18 protein-coding genes and 1 riboswitch are annotated in these 18,920 nt (G+C 72.0%); of the genes, 9 read left to right on the top strand and 9 right to left on the bottom strand.

Annotated features, from left to right (window positions below; genetic code table 11):
- Window positions 1-73 precede the first annotated feature (73 nt).
- Both A6035_RS02065 and A6035_RS02060 read left to right on the top strand, forming a co-directional pair.
- Window positions 74-1,120: an NAD(P)H-quinone oxidoreductase gene (locus A6035_RS02065; RefSeq protein WP_108846407.1), complete on the top strand. Its 1,047-nt coding sequence runs from the start codon at window positions 74-76 to the stop codon at window positions 1,118-1,120.
- Between the two features lie 6 nt (window positions 1,121-1,126).
- Window positions 1,127-1,225: riboswitch (TPP riboswitch) on the top strand.
- The gene (locus tag A6035_RS02060) at window positions 1,216-2,493 is read left to right on the top strand and encodes an LLM class flavin-dependent oxidoreductase (RefSeq protein ID WP_108846406.1); all 1,278 of its coding nucleotides are present in this window, start codon (window positions 1,216-1,218) and stop codon (window positions 2,491-2,493) included. Its footprint overlaps the riboswitch before it by 10 nt.
- A 46-nt stretch (window positions 2,494-2,539) precedes the next feature.
- Here A6035_RS02060 and A6035_RS02055 read toward each other — a convergent pair whose 3' ends face one another.
- The 4 genes from A6035_RS02055 to A6035_RS02040 all read right to left on the bottom strand — a co-directional run bounded on the left by A6035_RS02055 (window position 2,540) and on the right by A6035_RS02040 (window position 6,607).
- Complete coding sequence (locus A6035_RS02055; protein ID WP_108846405.1) at window positions 2,540-3,091, bottom strand: PadR family transcriptional regulator; 552 nt, start codon at window positions 3,089-3,091, stop codon at window positions 2,540-2,542.
- 4 nt (window positions 3,092-3,095) lie between these two features.
- On the bottom strand, window positions 3,096-4,076 hold the full coding sequence (locus tag A6035_RS02050) for an NAD(P)H-dependent flavin oxidoreductase (protein WP_108846404.1): 981 nt from the start codon (window positions 4,074-4,076) through the stop codon (window positions 3,096-3,098).
- 104 nt (window positions 4,077-4,180) lie between these two features.
- Window positions 4,181-5,539 carry a polysaccharide pyruvyl transferase family protein gene (locus A6035_RS02045; protein WP_108846403.1) on the bottom strand — a complete coding sequence of 453 codons (1,359 nt, stop codon included), beginning with the start codon at window positions 5,537-5,539 and terminating at the stop codon, window positions 4,181-4,183.
- A 51-nt stretch (window positions 5,540-5,590) separates the two neighbouring features.
- Complete coding sequence (locus A6035_RS02040; protein ID WP_108846402.1) at window positions 5,591-6,607, bottom strand: NADP-dependent oxidoreductase; 1,017 nt, start codon at window positions 6,605-6,607, stop codon at window positions 5,591-5,593.
- 66 nt (window positions 6,608-6,673) lie between these two features.
- Here A6035_RS02040 and wzm point away from each other — a divergent pair, with 66 nt between their 5' ends.
- The 4 genes from wzm to A6035_RS02020 all read left to right on the top strand — a co-directional run bounded on the left by wzm (window position 6,674) and on the right by A6035_RS02020 (window position 10,081).
- Entirely contained in the window at window positions 6,674-7,561 is an 888-nt protein-coding gene (gene wzm / locus A6035_RS02035) for a galactan export ABC transporter permease subunit Wzm/RfbD (RefSeq protein ID WP_108846401.1), read from the top strand.
- A gap of 12 nt (window positions 7,562-7,573) precedes the next feature.
- Window positions 7,574-8,392: a galactan export ABC transporter ATP-binding subunit Wzt/RfbE gene (gene wzt / locus A6035_RS02030; RefSeq protein WP_108846400.1), complete on the top strand. Its 819-nt coding sequence runs from the start codon at window positions 7,574-7,576 to the stop codon at window positions 8,390-8,392.
- Window positions 8,382-9,359 carry a galactofuranosyltransferase GlfT1 gene (glfT1, locus tag A6035_RS02025; protein WP_108846399.1) on the top strand — a complete coding sequence of 326 codons (978 nt, stop codon included), beginning with the start codon at window positions 8,382-8,384 and terminating at the stop codon, window positions 9,357-9,359. Before wzt ends, glfT1 begins: the two co-directional genes overlap by 11 nt.
- Before the next feature lie 122 nt (window positions 9,360-9,481).
- On the top strand, window positions 9,482-10,081 hold the full coding sequence (locus A6035_RS02020) for a TIGR03086 family metal-binding protein (RefSeq protein ID WP_108846398.1): 600 nt from the start codon (window positions 9,482-9,484) through the stop codon (window positions 10,079-10,081).
- Window positions 10,082-10,106: 25 nt separating this feature from the next.
- On the opposite strand, the gene A6035_RS02015 is transcribed toward A6035_RS02020, so the two are convergent.
- Window positions 10,107-10,298 (bottom strand): ferredoxin, encoded by a 192-nt coding sequence (locus A6035_RS02015; protein WP_108846397.1) that lies wholly within the window; start codon window positions 10,296-10,298, stop codon window positions 10,107-10,109.
- Between the two features lie 143 nt (window positions 10,299-10,441).
- Here A6035_RS02015 and A6035_RS02010 point away from each other — a divergent pair, with 143 nt between their 5' ends.
- Window positions 10,442-10,915 carry a PaaI family thioesterase gene (locus tag A6035_RS02010; RefSeq protein ID WP_108846396.1) on the top strand — a complete coding sequence of 158 codons (474 nt, stop codon included), beginning with the start codon at window positions 10,442-10,444 and terminating at the stop codon, window positions 10,913-10,915.
- 121 nt (window positions 10,916-11,036) lie between these two features.
- The gene (locus A6035_RS02005) at window positions 11,037-12,239 is read left to right on the top strand and encodes a TerC family protein (protein ID WP_108846395.1); all 1,203 of its coding nucleotides are present in this window, start codon (window positions 11,037-11,039) and stop codon (window positions 12,237-12,239) included.
- Between the two features lie 33 nt (window positions 12,240-12,272).
- Here the strand turns inward: A6035_RS02005 and A6035_RS02000 are convergent, their stop codons facing one another.
- Together A6035_RS02000 and A6035_RS01995 are read right to left on the bottom strand one after the other, a co-directional pair.
- On the bottom strand, window positions 12,273-13,244 hold the full coding sequence (locus A6035_RS02000; protein WP_108846394.1) for a hypothetical protein: 972 nt from the start codon (window positions 13,242-13,244) through the stop codon (window positions 12,273-12,275).
- Window positions 13,245-13,356: 112 nt separating this feature from the next.
- On the bottom strand, window positions 13,357-14,223 hold the full coding sequence (locus A6035_RS01995) for a potassium channel family protein (protein WP_108846393.1): 867 nt from the start codon (window positions 14,221-14,223) through the stop codon (window positions 13,357-13,359).
- A gap of 82 nt (window positions 14,224-14,305) precedes the next feature.
- Between A6035_RS01995 and A6035_RS01990 the strand changes: the two genes are divergently transcribed.
- Window positions 14,306-14,851, top strand: a complete 546-nt coding sequence (locus A6035_RS01990) for a CPBP family intramembrane glutamic endopeptidase (RefSeq protein ID WP_108846392.1) — start codon at window positions 14,306-14,308, stop codon at window positions 14,849-14,851.
- Between the two features lie 58 nt (window positions 14,852-14,909).
- Here the strand turns inward: A6035_RS01990 and A6035_RS01985 are convergent, their stop codons facing one another.
- Together A6035_RS01985 and A6035_RS01980 are read right to left on the bottom strand one after the other, a co-directional pair.
- On the bottom strand, window positions 14,910-16,781 hold the full coding sequence (locus tag A6035_RS01985) for a glycosyltransferase (RefSeq protein ID WP_108846391.1): 1,872 nt from the start codon (window positions 16,779-16,781) through the stop codon (window positions 14,910-14,912).
- A gap of 70 nt (window positions 16,782-16,851) precedes the next feature.
- Entirely contained in the window at window positions 16,852-18,918 is a 2,067-nt protein-coding gene (locus tag A6035_RS01980; RefSeq protein WP_108846390.1) for a DUF6541 family protein, read from the bottom strand.
- Window positions 18,919-18,920 lie beyond the last annotated feature (2 nt).

Genomic DNA, 18,920 nt, shown 5'->3' with positions numbered 1-18,920 from the left:
GAACCGCCTGTACGACGTCGCCCATGCTAGTTCACCTCGCCCGCCGTCACCCAGTCCGGCTACGGTCGAGGGCATGAAGGCCATCGCGTACGACAACGGTCCCGACTCCCTGCATCTGACCGAGGTCGCCGACCCGGTCCCGGCCGCGGGTGAGGTGCTCATCGACGTGGCGGCGTCGGCCGTCAACCGCGCCGACCTCCTGCAGACCAAGGGGCACTACCCGCCGCCTCCCGGTGCCTCGGAGATCCTCGGCCTGGAGTGCTCCGGACGCATCTCGACGGTCGGCGAGGGCGTGGAGGGCCTGGCGGTCGGCGACGAGGTGTGCGCCCTGCTGGCCGGCGGCGGGTACGCCGAGAAGGTCGCCGTCCCGGCAGGCCAGGTCATGCCCCTTCCGGCGGGGGTCTCGCTGCACGAGGCGGCGTCGCTTCCCGAGGTGGCGTGCACGGTGTGGTCGAACCTGGCGATGACGGGTGGGCTCGGTCGGGGCATCCTCGCGGCGGACGCGCACTGGGGCCGGACCGAACTGGGGGCGCCGCGGGTGCTGATCCACGGTGGCGCGGGCGGCATCGGCTCCCATGCGATCCAGGTGTGCCGCGCGCTGGGGGCCCGGGTCGCCGCCACGGCCGGCGGGCCGGAGAAGGTGGCCATGTGCCGCGAGCTGGGCGCCGAGCTGGTGATCGACTACCGGGACGAGGATTTCGTCGAGCGGGTGAGGGAATGGACCGACGACGACGAGAGAGGCAGAGGCGTCGACCTGGTCCTCGACGTGATGGGCGCGAAGTACCTCGAGCCGAACATCGCGTCCCTGGCGCCGGACGGTCGCGTGGTCGTCATCGGACTCCAGGGCGGGGTGAAGGGCGAGCTCAACCTGGGCAGGTTGTTGCCCAAGAGGGCCGGCGTCCTCGCCACGAACCTCCGGGCGCGGCCGGTGGACGGCCCCGGCGGCAAGACGGGCATCTGCCGGGAGGTCGTGGATCACGTGTGGCCGATGGTCGCGGCCGGTGACGTCACCACGAGGGTCTTCCGTGAGATCCCCCTGGAGCGGGCAGCCGAGGCGCTGGCCCTGCTGGAGTCCGGGGAGTCGCACGGGAAGATCCTGCTGACCGTCGACGGGGTCTAGACTAGGGGTCACGACACGGGGTGCCGCCCACCGGGGGCGGCTGAGATGAGACCCGTTGAACCTGCTCCGGGTAGTGCCGGCGAAGGGATGTCCCCATGCTGCATGTCAATGCGTTCCTGTTCGGTTGCGGCCACCACTCCGCCGCGTGGCGCCAGCCCGGTTCCCCGGTGGAGCGACTCGGCGACATCGCGTACTGGGAGGAGCTGGCCCGGACGGCGGAGCGGGGCTGCCTCGACGCGGTGTTCTTCGCCGACGGCCACTCGGTGCTCGACCCGGGCAGCGGCTCGTGGTGGTTCCTCGAGCCATTGACCGCACTGTCGGCGATGGCGCGGGCGACCCGACACGTGGGACTGGTGAGCACCGTGTCCACCACGTTCTTCACGCCGTTCCACGCCGCCCGCATGCTGGCCTCGCTCGACCACATCAGCGGCGGACGGATCGGATGGAACGTGGTGACCTCCATGTTCGACGCGGAGGCGCGCAACCACGGGATGGCCTCACTGCCGGGGCACTCCGAGCGGTACGAGCGGGCCGAGGAGTTCGTGCAGACCGCCCTCGCCCTGTGGGATTCATGGGACGCCGACGCACTGGTCCTCGACCGCACCGGGTTGTGGGCGGATCCGGCGAAGGTGCGAGCGGTGCGCCACGCGGGCGAGCACTTCCTGGTGGACGGACCACTCACCGTGCCGCGGTCGCCGCAGGGCCGCCCGGTTCTGTTCCAGGCCGGATCGTCGGACCCGGGCCGGGACCTGGCGGCACGGCACGCCGAGGGGATCTACGCCGTCGCCTATGACGACGACGCCGCGACGGCGTACGCCTCGGACCTGAGGCGGAGGGCGGAGGCGGCGGGCAGGGACGCGGACTCGCTGGTCGTCATGCCCGGACTGGTGACGTATGTCGGGTCGACGGTGGCGGAAGCCCGTCAGAAGAAGGCGGAGCTCGACGCCCTGCTGCCGGTCGAGGAGTCGTTGGCCCAGCTGTCGCTGTTCACCGGGCAGGACTGCTCCGACTGGGAGCTCGACGCGCCTGTTCCGGAGCTGCCGCCGCTGGCCGAGTTCGCGGGGCCGCAGGGCCGCTACGAGACCATCCTCCGGATCGTCCGCAAGGACTCGCCCACCGTGCGCGAGCTGCTTGGTACCCTCGCGGCGGGCGGAGGGCACTGCACGATGCTCGGTACGCCCGAGTCGATCGCGGACGAGATCGAGCGCTGGTACCGGGCGGGCGCGGCCGACGGGTTCAACCTCATGCCTCCGAGCTACCCGGACGGCCTGGAGGATTTCGTGGATCTCGTGATCCCGGTCCTGCAGCGCCGCGGACTGTTCCGGACGAGCTACGACGGGGCGTCAACCCTCCGGGAGCTACTCGCCCAGTGAGGGGCGTCGGCTCGGAGGGCGGGAGACGGACGACCCCGGAGACCGTTCACCGCGCCGGCAGCCGGTCCAGCGCCTCCAACGTCTCGTCGCACCACGTCAGCCAGACCCGCTCCTCCTCGATGCCCAGCGTGAGGACGCGGTGCTGGAGGACGCCGCGCAGGTCCGACGGGTCGACGGCGGAGAAGTCGCGCCTCTCGATCTCGAGGTTGCGCTCGAGGTTCTCCCGTCGCCTGCCGCGGTGGTGCTCGAGGGCGCGGCGGACCTCGTCGGTCCGGCCCGTGGCGGCGGCGGCCCGGACGCGGACCGCGAGGGTCGACCGCGTCACGTCCGGGGCGTCGTCCTCGCCGATCCACTCGACCAGCGATCGGCGGCCGTCGTCGGTGACCGCGAACCGCCTGGGTTGTCCGCGCCGGGGCGGGCTGTCCTGTGGCAGTTCCCGGATCAGACCGGCCGAGGCCAGCCGGTCGAGTTCGCGGTAGATCTGCTGGTGGGTGGCGGGCCAGAAGTACCCGATCGACCTGTCGAAGCGTCGGGCGAGTTCGATCCCGCTGCCCTTCCGCTCGGTGAGCGAGGTGAGGATCGCGAACTTCAGCGACATCGGCTCAGCGCAGCGCGGCGACGCCGGCGGTGAGGGCGTCCAGCGCCTCGTCGTATTCGCCCCGCAGGCGATCGACCAGGTCGCGGACGGTGCCGGTGGAGCGGACGGCGCCCACGCCCTGCCCGGCTCCCCAGATGTCGCGCCACGCCTTGGAGTCGTTCGCCCCGCCCGAGCCGAAGTCCATGGCCGACGGGTCCGACTCCGGCAGGTTGTCCGGGTCCAGCCCGGCGGCCTCGATGCTGCCCCGGAGATAGTTGCCGTGGATGCCGGTGAACAGGTTGCTGTAGACGATGTCGTCGGCGGAACTGTCGACGATCATCTGCTTGTACTCCGGCGTCGCCCGCGACTCCTCCGTCGCGAGGAACGCCGAACCGACGTAGGCGAGGTCCGCTCCTGCCGCCTGCGCGGCGAGGACGGACCGCCCGTGGGCGATGGCCCCGGACAGCAGCAGTGGGCCGTCGAACCACTCGCGGATCTCCCGGAGGAGCGCGAACGGGGACTGCGTGCCGGCGTGGCCTCCGGCCCCGGCGGCCACCGCGACCAGCCCGTCGGCGCCCTTCTCGATGGCCTTGCGGGCGAAGCGGTTGTTGATGACGTCGTGGAGGACGATCCCACCGTAGGAGTGGACGGCCTCGTTGACCTCCTCACGAGCGCCGAGTGAGGTGATGACGATGGGTACCTCGTGCTCGACGACCGTCGCCAGATCCTGTTCTAGCCGGTCGTTGGACCGGTGGACGATCTGGTTGACGGCGAACGGCGCCACGTACCGGTCCGGGTTCGCCGCGGCGTAGGCCGCGTTGCTCTCGGTGATCTGATCGAGCCACTCCCCCAGCAGCGACTGCGGCCGCGCGTTGAGCGCGGGGAACGCACCGATCACCCCGGCCTGGCACTGGGCGGCCACTAGTTCCGGACCCGAGTAGATGAACATCGGCGAGGCGAGAACCGGGACGGTGAGCGGGCCGGCGAGTACGGAGGGCAGAGCCATCGGCATTCCTTTCGGCGAGGTGGGGCGCGACGAGCGCCTGTCGCCGACCGTACGGCCAGCCCCCGCTTTGTGCAACTAGTTGCACAAAGCGCCGCCCGGCGGACTCAGCCGAGCGGGTAGAGCTCCTCTGCCAACGCCACCGCGGCGCGGACGTGCCCGGTGACCGCCTCGGGGTCGAATCCGCCGGCGGTCGGGAACGCCGGGACGCGCTCCTCGCCCACACCGACGGTGACCCACGGCGACCCGGCGTCGGCGAGCGAACCGTGCTTGACGTCGTAGTAGGCCGACCCCGTGCGCACGGCCACCCCGGAGGCGCCGCGGGCCGCGGCGAACACATGCGGATGGAACCGGGTCGTCAGCCAGACCTGCCCCGGCCTGGCGGGGAGCCCCTCGGCCCACACCTCCCGGAAGGACACGAAACGCGCGCGGTGCAGCTGGAGGGCGGCCAGTGCGCGGCCCACCTCGTCGTCGCCGTCAGATCCCGCGCCGCCACCGACGGCCGCCCTCGCCCGCGCGCACACCAGGTCCCACACCACGCGGTCCCCGCCGGGGATCGCCTCGACCACCGACATCCTCTCCCCCGGAACCCCCCAGTCGGCCAGCACGCGGGCGACGGTGTCGGCCACCGCGACCGGGTCGGCGAGGTCCGACTGCGCGCACAGCACCACGTCCCGGCAGGCGTCGGGATCGGTGGAGTAGACGGGGTGGTCGATGAGGAGCCGGCCGCCTGCGACGGCGTCGAGGTCGCCGGGCGCGGAGAGCGCGAGCCAGCCGTCGTCACCCACGTGCCGGACCGGGAGGTCGCTGTCCGCGAGCAGCTCGAGCGACCCGGCGTCGCGGACGGTGACCAACTCGTACCCGCGCAGCGCGTCGGCCAGCAGCGCGGGCTCGCCGCACGGCAGCAGCCCCTGACCGGTGGCCACCACGCGCGCCCCCGCGAGCCGACCGAGCTCTCCGGCCGCCGCGGCCACGCCCAGATGGTGCGGCCACTGGTCGTTGACGTAACCCCCGCCGATCAGGTGGATGACCGACGCGCTGCGCGCGAGGTCGATGCCCGAGGCGACCGCCGGGTCCGTGCCGAGCTCGGCGACCGCGCGGCGCGCGAACTCCACCGCCGCCGCGGCGCCGGCCTCGGCCCTCTGCGCGGCCAGCCGCCACAGGGTGTCGGTGAACAGCACGTCCGGATGCTCGGAGTGGTGCAGCACCGCCGCCTGACCCGGCGTGTGGCAGTCCACCACGACCGGCGTGCCGGGCAGCCGGTGGCGCAGGAACCGCAGCCATCCGGCCAGCAGCTGCTCGTCACCGTGGTTGGGGTTGCCCGCCGGCGCGACGAGGTAGACGGGCCCGTGGCCCTCGCGGGGCCGCCCCCACCGGGCGTCCGCGGCGGCGCGGACTGTGTCGAGACGGCGGCGGGCCCGTCTCCGGAGGCGGGTGGCGGGCGCGGCTCGACGGATCGGCGTCATGGCCACCAGCCTGCCCCACCGCCGGCCGGGCCCGGTGGGAGCCCCGGGATGTCAGATCTTGACGAGCATCTTGCCGGTGTTGGCGCCCTTCATCAGGTCGAGGAACGCGTCGACCGAGTTGTCGATCCCCTCGACCACCGTCTCGTCGAACTTCAGCTCGCCGGAGGCCACCCACGGGCCCACCTTCTCGGCGAACTCCTTGAAAAGGTGCATGTAGTTGTTCACCGTGAAGCCCTGCAGCGTCAGCCCGCGGGTGATGGCGTACCAGAGGTTGTCCGGGCCGGGCTTGCGCTCGGAGTCGTTGTACGAGCTGATCGCGCCGCACAGGGCCAGGCGGCCGCCGTCGTTCATGAGGTCGATCGCGGCCTCGAGGTGGTCTCCGCCCACATTGTCGAAGTAGACGTCGATCCCCTCGCCGTTCTCGCTGCCGAAGTGCTCGCGCAGGAGCTTCCGGACGGGGCCGTCCTTGTAGTTGAGCGCGGCGTCGAACCCGTAGCGCTCGATGCAGGTGGCCACCTTCTCCGGGCTGCCGGCCGAGCCGACGACCTTCGAGGCGCCCATGAGCTTGGCGATCTGCCCCACCGCCGAGCCGACCGACCCGGCCGCGCCGGAGACGAACACGCTCTCGCCGGCCTGGAACCGGCCGATGTGCAGTAGCCCCACGTAGGCGGTGAGGCCCGTGGTGCCGAGGACGCCGAGGTAGGCCGAGACCGGCACCCCGTCCATCTCCTGCACCACGCGGAACTGCCGGGCGTCACCCTGGGCGACGTCGCGCCACCCGTCGTTGTGCAGAACCACCGCGCCGACGGGGTGGTCGTCCGAGCGGGACTCGACGACCCGGCCCACGGCCGCGCCGGTCATGGTCTCGTCGAGCTCGAACGGCGGGATGTAGGAGCGTCCCTCGTTCATCCGACCCCGCATGTAGGGATCCACCGAGATGAACTCGTTGGTCACCCGGATCTCGCCCTCGGCGAGCTCGGGGAGGTCGACGGTGACCGTGCGGAAATTTCCGTGGGTCGGCCATCCGGTGGGACGGCTCGCGAGCTGGATCTGCGTACTGGTCGTCATCTCTACTGTCTACGCGCCCTCGCGGCGGGGCTGCCACCGGCCGGACCTCTAGTACGCTGAGCCCTCGTGCAGGACCAGTCCCTCCCCGATCCGACCTCGGCGACGCTCCCCGACGAGCGCGTGCGGGGCGAGATCGTCAACGACTCCCACACCTTCCGCCGGGCCGTGGCCGACCTGCGCCAGGGGCTCGGCCAGCGCGAGCTGTGGCTGTCCCTGGGCTGGCAGGACATCAAGCAGCGCTACCGCCGCTCCACGCTGGGCCCGCTGTGGATCACCATCGCCACCGGCGTCATGGCCGTGGCGCTGGGCCTGCTGTACTCAATCCTCTTCCAGATCCCGCTCGCCGAGTTCCTCCCCCACGTCACGGTGGGCCTCATCATGTGGGGCTTCATCTCCGGCTGCATCAAGGAGGGCTCCGAGGTCTTCATCGCCAACGAGGGCCTGATCAAACAGCTGCCCAGCGCGCTGAGCGTGCACGTCTACCGGCTGGTCTGGCGGCAATTCCTGTTCCTGTGCCACAACCTGGTCATCTGGGTGCTGCTCATGGTGATCTTCCCGCGGCCGCTGGGCTGGGAGCTGCTGCTGTCCGTCCTGGGCCTGGCGGTGCTCATGGTCAACGGCGTGTGGGTGGCGATGCTGTTCGGCATCCTGGCCACGCGGTTCCGCGACATCGCGCCGCTGCTGGACTCGATGGTGCAGCTGCTGTTCTACATGACCCCCATCGTGTGGACCACGCAGACGCTGTACGAGCAGGGCGGCGACATCGCCGACCGCGCCCGCATCGCCGAGCTCAACCCGCTCTACCACTACCTGGAGATCGTGCGGGCGCCGATGATCGGTGAGCCCGTCGCCGCCTACCACTGGTGGATCGTCCTGGCCTGCACCGCAGTCGGTCTGGCGCTCGCCTTTGTGGCACTGCGCCGGTTCCGCTCCCGAGTCCCGTACTGGGTGTAGGAGGTACATCCCATGAGCTCCGCTGCGCCCACCCCCGGCGGCGTGTCCATCGACTGCGTGGACGCGTGCGTGGACTTCCCGATCTTCGACGCCAAATCGCGGTCCCTCAAGAAGGCGGTCCTCGGCTCCGCGGGAGGCGCCATCGGCCGGAACGCGTCCAACGTCGTCGTCGTCGAAGCCCTCAAGGACATCACCCTCTCCCTCCGCGAGGGGGACCGCATCGGCCTCGTCGGGCACAACGGCGCCGGCAAGTCCACGCTGCTGCGCCTGCTGTCCGGCATCTACGAGCCCACCCGCGGCGCGGCGCGGATCCGCGGCCGCGTGGCACCCGTGTTCGACCTCGGTGTGGGCATGGATCCCGAGATCTCCGGCTACGAGAACATCATCATCCGCGGCCTCTTCCTCGGCCAGACGCGCAAGCAGATGAAGGCCAAGGTCGACGAGATCGCCGACTTCACCGAGCTCGGTGACTACCTGGACATGCCGCTGCGGACCTACTCCACCGGCATGCGCGTGCGCCTGGCCATGGGCGTGGTGACCTCGATCGACCCGGAGATCCTGCTGCTCGACGAGGGTATCGGCGCCGTGGACGCGGAGTTCATGAAGAAGGCGCGGGTCAAGCTCGCCGAGCTCGTCTCCCGCTCGGGAATCCTGGTGTTCGCCTCCCACTCCAACGAATTCCTGGCCCAGCTGTGCGACTCGGCCATGTGGATCGACCACGGCCGCATCCGCCAGCGCGGGAGCATCGAGGAGATCGTCACCGCCTACGAGGGCCCCGAGGCCGGGCGCTCGATCGGCGAGTACATCGGCAGGATGCAGCATGAGGGCTGAGAGCGGGGCCGCCGCGGGCGGCGCGGACCGGGGAGCGGCCGACGCCCGCCGGGTCGTGGCCGTGGTGGTCACCCACCGCCGACTCGAGCAGCTACGCGAGTCCCTGGCCGTGGTGTGCGGCCAGACCCGTCCGATCGACCACCTGGTGGTGGTGGACAACGCCGACGAGCACGCCGTGCGCGAGCTCGTCGAGTCCCAGCCGGTCGAGGCCACGTACATCGGCTCCAAGCACAACCTCGGCGGCGCCGGCGGCTTCGCGCTGGGCATGCTGCACGCGCTGGCCACTGGCGCCGACCTCGTATGGTGCGCGGACGACGACGGCCGCCCCGAGGGGCCCGACGTCCTGGCCACCCTGCTGCACTGCATGGACCACCACGGCCTCGCCGAGGTCTCGCCGGTGGTGTGCGACCTCGCCGACCCCGACCGACTGGCCTTCCCCCTGCGGCGCGGGGTGGTGTGGCGGCGCCGGCGCTCGGAGCTCTTCACCGGAGCGGGCGCGGCCGGCGACGGCGAGAACACCGAGGACCTGCTGCCCGGCATCGCGTCGCTGTTCAACGGCGCCCTGTTCACCGCCGACTGCCTGGACCGCGTGGGCGTGCCCGACCTGCGCCTGTTCATCCGCGGCGACGAGGTCGAGGTGCACCGCCGCCTCGTCCGCTCGGGCCTGCAGTTCGGCACGTGCCTGACCACCGCCTACCTGCACCCCCAGGGCTCGGACGAGTTCAAGCCGATCCTCGGTGGCCGCATGCACACACAGTTCCCGGACGACCCGGTCAAGCGGCACTTCACCTACCGCAACCGCGGCTACGTCCTCACCCAGCCCGGCAACCGGCGCCTCATCCCCCAGGAGATCGTGCGCTTCGGCTGGTACTTCCTCGTCTCGCGCCGCGATCCCGCGGGCTTCCGCGAGTGGCTGCGCCTGCAGCGCATGGGCGCGGGCGAGCGGTTCGAGAAGCCCGGCGCCTGACCCGCGAGAATCCGCTACCCCGGCTCCGGATCCGCTATGCCCGTAGGGGTAGCGGATCCCGAGGGAAGGTAGCGGATTTCGGGGGCCAGAGCCGGTGTGCGGAAATGCGGCAGGATGGGGGCATGACCGACTGGATCGCCCTGCAGACCCGCGCCGCCGACCTGTACGACGAGGTGCTCCCCGCCGTCACCGACTGGGACGCCGCCACCCCGTGTAGCGACTGGACCACGCGCGAGGTGTTGGCCCACGTCGTGGACGAGCAGCTCTGGGTGCCGGGATTGCTCGCCGGCGGCACGGTCGATGAGGTGTCCGACGACCTCGAGGACCGCCTGCGTCGCCTGCGCGACGCCTCCGGTCCCGAGCTGGTGGAGGACTGGGAGTCGGTGAAGGCACCGGTCGCCGCGGCGTGGCGCGGAACCGGCGACGACGACGAGGTGCACGTGTCCTACGGGCTGGCGCCCGCGAAGCACTACCTCGCCCAGCAGGTGTTCGACCTGGCCGTCCACGCGTGGGACATCGCCTCCTCGCAGGGCATGGACCTGCGCTGGGGCGACGAACTCGAGCGGGCCGTGTTGGAGTTCGTGCGGACCGACCTCGCCGAGAACCCGGCCCCGGAGCTGTTCGACCCGGCGGTCCCGGGCTTCGACGGCCCGGACGTGTCCGCGCGGGACGAGGCGCTCGCGCTCACCGGCCGCGACCCCTCGGCCTGGCCGGCCCGGTAGCCGCGGGGCCGCGGAGCCGCGCTCGTCAGGCCTCGCGCAGAGCCGCCATCGGGCACTTGGCGACGGCCTTGCGGGCGCGCTTCTCGTGCTCCTCGGGGATGTCGTCGACCAGCAGGCGCACCACCTCGTCGTCGTCATCCAGCGCGAACACCGCCGGCGCCAGTCCCACGCACACGGCCTGTCCCTCGCACCGGTCCGGATCCACGATGATCCTCATGTCACGCCTCCCCGCCTAGGACCCGCGGCCCTGTAGTCGATGGTCGTGGCCCTGAAAGTAGACAAAGGTCGGGCTCGTGTCCAGAGAATGCGTGGGATTGCCGGGTCCGCTGAACTGACTCGCCGGTAAGTTAGGATCGGGCGGTGCCCAAGACCATGCTGCACCGATACACCTCCAGCCCCCGGGCGTTCCCCGTCCTGGCCTCGCTCTACCCACCGCTGCTGGGGTCGGGGATCCGCATCCGGCACGTCGCCCCGGACTGGACCCGCGGCGAACTGAACATGCACGTGGCGCCGTGGACCGCCAACACCAACGGCACCGCGTTCGGCGGCGCGCTGTTCGCCGCGACCGACGTGCTCTACGGGGCGCTGCTGTCCGGACAGCTGGGCGGCGGCTACCAGGTGTGGACCAAGAGTGCGACGATCGACTTCCGCTCCCCCGGCCGCGGCCGGCTCCGGTGCGTCGTCGAGGTGCCGCACGCGGAGGCGGACTCGATCCGCGAACAGCTGACCACGCGGTCCAGCACCAGCGTGGTCCACACCGCGGTCGTGACCGACAGCCGCGGCAGGACGGTCGTCGAGGCCCGGCACACGATGTTCATCCGACGCCGCGCCTAGCGCCGCCCCCTGCGCGAACGGCTCCGTTCCGGCCCGCGGCGACCGGCCGTCGGGGGGTCACCTCCGCCACGCGCGGGTAGGATGATCCGGTCAACCGGCCCTCCCCGGAAAGGACCCCCCGTTGGGAGCCACCCCGCTCGCATGGTCGTTGTCAGTCGGCCTGATCGTCGCGCTGTTGCTGTTCGACTACTTCTTCCATGTGCGCAAGGAGCACATTCCGACGATCAGAGAGTCGGCGATCTGGTCCTCGCTCTACGTGGGCGTCGCGGTCCTCTTCGGCTTCGCCGTGTGGATATTCGGCGGCACGGACATGGGTATCGAGTACTTCGCCGGGTACCTCACCGAGAAGGCGCTCTCGGTGGACAACCTGTTCGTGTTCCTGCTGCTGCTGACCAGCTTCAAGGTGCCCAAGGCGGGTCAGCAGAAGGCGCTGCTGTTCGGCATCGTCTTCTCGATCATCGCCCGCACCGCGTTCATCTTCGTGGGCGCCGCACTGCTCAACCAGTTCAGCGCGCTGTTCTACGTGTTCGGCCTGTTCCTCATCGTCACCGCCGGCCGCCTGCTGGCCGAGGATGACGAGGACGACGACGAGGTCGACAACGTCATGGTCCGGTTCGCCAAGAAGGTCATCCCGGCGACCGATCACTACGACCACGACAAGCTGTTCACCGTCGAGAACGGCAAGCGCGTCATGACGCCCATGATGATCGTCATGGTCGCGATCGGCGGCACCGACATCATGTTCGCGCTGGACTCGATCCCCGCGATCTTCGGCCTCACCCAGAACGTCTTCATCGTCTTCACCGCCACCACGTTCTCGCTGCTCGGCCTGCGCCAGCTGTACTTCCTGCTGGAGGGCCTGCTCGACCGGCTCGTCTACCTCAAGTACGGCCTGGCGGCGATCCTGGGCTTCATCGGCGTCAAGCTGGTGCTGCACGCCCTGCACGAGAACAACCTGCCGTTCATCAACGGTGGCGAGCACGTCGACGTGGTCGAGGTGCCCACGCTGCTGTCGCTGGGCGTGATCGTGGTGGTGCTCGTGGTGACCATCGTGGCCTCGCTGGTCAGTCCGGCCGGCAAGGCGCTCACCGTCCTGGGGAACCTCAAGCGCTACTCGCGGGAGTACCTCAACAAGGACTTCACCGACGACCCGGTCGAGCGCGCCCGGCTGTGGAGCAAGATCCTCGAGAACGAGGACAAGCTCGGCACGATCGACCGCAAGTACTTCGGCAGCGAGGGCGACGTGTGGGAGCTCGAGCAGCTCCTGCGTCGGGTCTGGGACGAGCAGGGCCGCTACGAGAAGGCCACCGACTACACCCGCTGATCCGCCGTACCCACGGAATCCCGGCCCGCGGCCTCAACGCCGCGGGCCGGACCACATCCCGTGCGGGTCGGCCGCGGGGTCATCGGCCGGCGGGTAGGAGACCTCTGACGAGGGCCACCGCGCCCGCAGCACGGCGGCCGCGCGGTAGCCCACGCCGTGGTCACGCACCGCTGGTGCCACGGCGGCGGGTCCGCGGACCACGATCACGGTCCATCCGGCGTGCGACAACTGTTCGCGGTACCTCTCGGCGTCGCGACCGGGGCCCGAAGGCGCCGCCCCGTTGCCGGAGCTGAAGACCACGCAGCGGGCTCCGGGGTCGGCCAGGGGCAGCTCCACCGTGAAGTGCCCCAGTCGGACGGCGTGGCCGTGCCCGAAGTCGCCGACTCCCGCCGCGCGGAGCTCCAGTCGCGCCCGCGTCGAGAGGGCCGACCCCGATCGCGGGTCCGCGGCGCGGGCGACGGCGGCGAAGTCGCGGGCGCCTCGCCCTGCGGGGTGCTCGACCGCGCCCACCAGCTGCCCCGGCAGCTCGGGCACCATCGCGCACAGCCGCTCCACGGACACCACCGCCTCCTCGAATCCCAGGTCGCCGGCCAGGTCGCGGCATGTGCGCAGCGGGGTGGTGACCCGCAGTCCGTCAATCTCGGTGACGGCGGCGGGCGGGAGGGATCCGTAGCGGTACACCCGCCCCGGACGGGACCGACGCGTCGAGGGCAGCCAGATCTCGGGCAGTGCGTCCGCGGGCACCGAGTCGTCGCCCCACAGCAGGGCGGCGCTGCGTCCGCGCAGCACCCCCTCCGGCCAGGTCCGGGCCAGGGCCACGCTGCGCAGACGGAGGTCGTCGGGTTGATCCTCGCGCCGGTACACCCCGTGCCAGATCCGCTCGTAACGACGGCGGGCCCGGGCGTCGGGGACGGCGGCGGCCAGCTCGGCGGTGGTCAGCGGGCCCGGCGGCAATCCGGCGAGGTCGGCGGTCGGGCGGGTGCGGTCCAGAGTGGATGGGTCCATGCCCCACACTCTGCGGCACGCCGCTGCCGGGACCTGGCTACCGACGACGTCCCCGGGGCCCGCCTGTGGACACGTCGGGCCTGTGGATGAACGCCGGCCGGTGCGCGGCGACCTACGGGTGATGTTCGTCCAGGTAGGAGGCGAACACCTCGCTGGGCGAACCTTCGTTGTGCAGAAACTGCTGGTCCAACGTGCTCGCGAGCCGGTCCAGGGCGACGGCGAGCTGGCGAGAGCCCAGCTGCACCGCGGTGTGCGACCCCTCCGACGCGAGCTCTGACAGTCGTACAGCGTGCGCCAACTGTCGTGGCAGGGACAGATCCGCGGACTTCTCCCGGAAGTAGAAGCCCTCGGAGTGTTGGAAGAAGTCGATACGTACCGCCTCGACCTTGTCGGTCACCGCCGCCAGCCGGGCACACACCGGGTCCACGGGCAGCTCCGGGATCCGCCGGGCGTAGTCCACCTCGGCCAGTCGCGAGAGCTCCTGCGCGAGAGCCCGACGCCGCAACAGGGGTGGGTACACCTGGTTGAACCAGGTCAGGGCGGCGGTGAGCAACGCGAACCCCATCAACGCCTGGAGCGGCGAGGCCCACCGGATCCACGATCCGGAGGGGACCATGTCACCGAAGCCGACGGTCGCCAGGGTGACGAAGGAGAAGTACAGGGCCTCGGCGAACGCCGGCAGACTGTGTGGATCGATCCCGTCGGAGTAGGTGAAATCCGCGGGCACGTGTGGGTAGTAGATCAGTCCCCAGGCCAGCCCCACGAGCGCGACCCACACCAGGATGACCGTGACCACGGCCGTCGGGCCCACCGCGCCCGCCACCCGGTGACCCGTCGCTCGGGACACCCGCCAGACCAGCGCGAAGACGTGGGGACTCATGTACCCGGAGCCGGCGGGGTGCATCAGCGTGTGGAACACGTCCAGCAGAACCAACACGATGAGCGCGAGGCCCACCACGGAACACACGATCTCGACCATCAGCCCACCCTAGGTGCCGGTGAGTGCGGTAGCCCGTCACATAGCCGTCCGTGGCCGATCGGACCGGCCTTAGGCTGAGCCGGTGACCGAGTTCGTCCTCTTCAGCGGACCGGCGGTCGTCTACGTGATCGTGCGGTCGCGCGGTAGAGACCCGTCGGCCGCGACCGCGCTCGACCGGATCGGGGCGAGTCGGGGCGCGCCCTCGGACTACGGGTGGGCGCTGGTCCTGCTCGCGCCACTCCTGGCAGCGAGCTGGCTGGCGATCGCGTTGGCGCCCGTCGGCGTGGTGGACGATCCCGGCGTCACGATCGCCCGGGTCACCTCGACCGGGGCCGTCGTCGGCGTCGCGCTGCGGGCGGTGGGCGAGGAGGTGTTCTTCCGCGGACTCCTCGGCGGCGTCCTCGTGCGTCGACTCGGATTCGCCCGCGGGAACCTGCTGCAGGCGGCCGCCTTCGTCGTCCCGCACCTCGCCCTGCTCCTGATCGACGCCGGCATGTGGCCGATCGTCGTGATCCAGTTCGCGGCGGGCTACGCGTTGGGCTGGCTCCGACACCGGACCGGGACGTTCGTCCCCGGCGCCGTCGTCCACGTCGTCACCAACATCGTGGCGGGACTCGTCACCGCCTGACCACGCAGCCGGCGGGAGTCCCCGCGCAGCGGGCGGGATCGCCGCGGCGGCGGCGCCGCTACACCCCGTAGAGCCGCGCCCAGTTCTCCCGGGTCGTGAGCTCGGCCTGGGCCGCGCGCCACCGCCGCTGCGCGGCGGGCGCCTCGCGGACGAACCGGGCCAGCAGCGACGCGAGCCGCTTCTGCAGCTCGGAGACCCGCGCCGGGTCGACCTTCCGGTGGTGCACACCGGTCTGCGAGGCGTCGGTCACGTAGACCTCGTCGAACAGCGACACGTGCCACCAGGCGGCGTCCTCGTACGGGATCGCCACCACACCGCGGCGCTGCCGGCCGAGCTTCTGCGTGAGCAGCCGCTTGGCCAGCACCTGATCCTCACGGTCCTCCCGCGGGATCCCCACCTTGCGCTCGACGCCGATTCCGGCAGGCAGCACCTCCACCGCGAGCTTGGCGGTCTCGGGGTACTCCGCGCGCTCGGCCCGGATCGCGGCGAGCGCGGCCTGCCCGCCGTCGCCCATCCCGCGGGAGCCGTCGGGCCCGTCGAGGAACGCCTCGATCCCCCGCATCCGCGTGGCCGCCAACCCGTACTGCATACCCACCATCGCCCGCAGGACACTGCGCCCGAGGTTCTTGGCCATGCTCTTCGGATCGATCCCCTGCCGGATCGCGGCGGTGACCAGTGAGTTGCGCTGGGAGAAGAACTGACCGAAGTCGTCGCCGTCCTTCCAGTAGAAGTCCGCGTGCCACACGGCCGCACCCTGCAGCGTGCACGTCGGGATCCCGGCCTGCCGGCACCGCAGGCCGTACTCGATGTCGTCCCACTGGAAGAAGTACGGCATCGGCAGGCCCACCTCCTCCACCGCCTCGCCGGGAACGAGGCAGGACCACCAGGCGTTGTACTCGGCGTCGATCCGCCGCTCCTGCCGGTTCCCGACCACCGACTCGTCGCGCAGCGCGTACTCGTCGGCGTCCAGGCCGCCGCGGAGCTCGTCGAGCTGCGTGCGCTCGGCCGAGACCAGCAGGTAGTCGGGGTTGAACAGGTACAGCATCTGCGCGCCGACGAGCATCGGCTCGCGCGTCACGGCGGCGAAGGCGAACAGGCGCAGCACCGTCTCCGGCTCCACCCGGACGTCGTCGTCCATGAGCAGCACGTCGACCGGGCCGGCGGCGCCCGGAGCGGTGGCCTCGTACAGTCCGCGGCTGAAGCCCCCGGCGCCGCCGAGGTTGGGCTGGCGCAGGTAGTGCAGCCGGTCGCCGAACTCCTCGGCCGCGTGCCGGAACGGATCGCGGGTCTCCACCGGATCGGTGCCCTGATCCGTGACGTAGAGGTCGTCGATGAGGTCCGCGACGAGGGGATCGGAGGCCAGCGAGTCCACCGTGGCCGCACAGTCATCCGCCCTGTTGAACGTGCAGATCGCCACGGCGGCGCGGCGGGCCGGCCTCGTCGTCGTCGCACTCCACACCACCTCCGACACGGTCGCCGGCGCGTCCACGGCGTGCAGCTCCAACCACATCGCGCCACCGTCGGTGAACGCGTCCACCGGCACGTGCAGCACCGCCATCCCGTCACCGTGGTGGTGGACCACGTCCACCGTCCGCACGTGGGAGCCGATGTCGGAGGCGCGGACCAGCACGTCCAGCTGCCCGGTCGTCTCCACGGACACGCGCACGGTGAGCTCGGTGACCCAGGTCCACCGCTGCCAGTACGAGGCCTCGAACCGGCCGAAGTAGGTGTTGGTGTCGACGATCGCGCCGGCGTCCAGGTGCAGCTCGGCGCGGGTACGACGCACGACCCCGCGCACGATGCGCGAGTACAGGTCGTCGTTGACCCACCGGCGCGGGCCCGAGAACAGCGTGCGCTGGAGCAGCAGGTCGCGCTCGGGCTGCGGGGCGGCGGTGTCGGGGCCCGCGGCGGTCACGGTGGTGGCGTCCATGAGGCGATGCGCTCCTGGTGGGGTCGGTGCGGGGGACACGGCCCGTGGGGGCCGCGCGGCGGCGGGCCGCTCAGGGCCCGGTCGCGCCGTCCAGGCTAGTCGCCGGCCCGGCGCCCGCCGCGTCGACGACCGGTGAGTCGGTGTTCGGGGGCTGCACGGGCGGGGTGAACGGGGGGATCCCCGGCGGCGGCAGAAGCGGCGGGTGGTCCGCGGGCACCGGCAGGACCTCGTACAACCGGGCGCCAGAGTTGCCCTCGACGAGCCGCAGGTGGGGGTTGAGGTCGAGCCCGATGAACCCGCCCGGCCGCCCCGGCCCGCCCACGACGCCGGTGCCGACGATCACCCAGCGCACGTCCTGTCGCAGCACCTCGTGCGTGACCGACGGGTCGAAGCCGTAGCGGTTCATCGAGGTGTACAGGGTCATGCGGTCGGCGCCGACCTGCGCGACCGGGTCGTCGGCGAGCGGCGCGCCGAACACCACGGGCACCCCGTGCAGCGCGTACGCCCACGCGGTGCCGTCGAACGGGTCGCCCAGGACCACGCCGCCCTCGTGCCGCTCCCCCAGCGCGTCGAGCACCGCACGTTCGCGGTCGTTGACCGCCGGGCCGTCGTCGTAGCCCCACACCCGCAGGTCGCGGGCCAGGACCGCGTGCCCGGAGACCGTGAGCAGCCCCAGCACGGTCACCACCACGACACCGGTCCGAGCGGCCGGGCGGCGGACCGAGCCGCGCGGGACGAGCGCCCGCACGCCCGCGCCGGCCAGCACGGCCGACGGCAGCACCAGCAGGGAGGAGAACCGGTAGAAGTCGTCCCACCAGAAGCCGGTGAGCGCGCGCACCCAGTCGCCGTGCACCGCCGCGGCCAGGACGTACAGCGCCCCGTAGGCCACGAGCGCGGCGGCGGGGGCGGCGAGCGGGCGCCGCCGCCGCGGGTCGGCGACCGCCACCGCCAGGCCCACGAGCACCGCGACCGCCATGCCGATCGAGGACAGCGCGGTGGGCCCGAGGTCGAACACACCGGCCACCGCGCGCGGCACGCCCACCTCGCGCGGCCACGAGAACCCGGCGAGCGACTCGGTGGTCCCGGCCGAGACCATCGTCGCCGACCACAGCACGTACGGGGCCGCCGCGACCGCTGCCAGCGCGAAGCCACCGAGGACCGCGAGGCTCGGCCGCGTGCCGGGCGCGGCGACCAACCCGGCGACGGCCTGGCCGGCCAGCGGGATCGCCGCGGCGAGCGCCACCGACGGGTGCACCGACCACGCCCCCGCCGTGCCCGCCCCGAGCAGCAGCGCGTGCGCCATCATGCACGGCCGCCGCGCGGCGAGCTGCTCGCCCAGCAGGACCAGGCCCGGGATCACCGCCACGCCCAGCGCGAACGGCAGCACCGGTCCGCGGCCCAGCGCGAGGTACGGGAAGGTCCACGCCGCGCCCGCCACGACCGCCGCGCCGACCGCCGCGAGCCTCGACCCGCCGCACAGCCGCCCCGCCAGCACCGCGACGCCCAGCACGAACACCACGCCCGTGACCGCCGAGACGGCGTTGAGGGCCTCCGGCAGCCCGCCGCCGACGCCCAGCAGCAGGGAGGCCAGGGCGTGATAGGTGTCCGGGTAGAAGAAGTGCGGGTTGGCGGGCTGGCTCACCGGCGCGAGGTCGGTGAGACCGGCCAGCCCGGTCTCGGCGATGAACCGCGTGGCGCCGCCGTGGAAGATGGCGTCCCAGCCCTGCGGGATGGCCGCGAGACCGCGGGTGGCGACGAGGACCTGGACCGCCGGGACGAGGGCCAGGGCGACGACGACGAGGTCGGCCACCCCCGGGCCCGGCCCGCGACCGCGCACCTCGTCGTCGTCATCGGACCCCTCGCCCCGCCGCCACCTCCCCCGGTCGGTGACCCGGGCGGCGATACCGAGCGCGGCGGCGCCGAGCAACCCCACGAGGGCGGTCACGCCCGCCGAGGCGAGGTCCCACCGCACGTCGGCGGCGGCCGTGACCGCGCACCCCACCGCCACCACCGCTGTGGTCAGGGCGGGGCCCGCGGCGAGAGCGTCCCGCCACCGCGCGCCGGCAGCCAGGCAGATCAGCGCGCCTGGCACCACCAGCAGCGCCAGCGCGGCGGCGAGCAGGAGCGCGACGGACATGC

Origin of the sequence: Dietzia lutea (genome assembly GCF_003096075.1) — a bacterium.
In the GTDB taxonomy this organism is placed as follows: Bacteria; Actinomycetota; Actinomycetes; order Mycobacteriales; family Mycobacteriaceae; genus Dietzia; species Dietzia lutea.
This window is presented reverse-complemented; position numbering and strand designations above follow the sequence as displayed.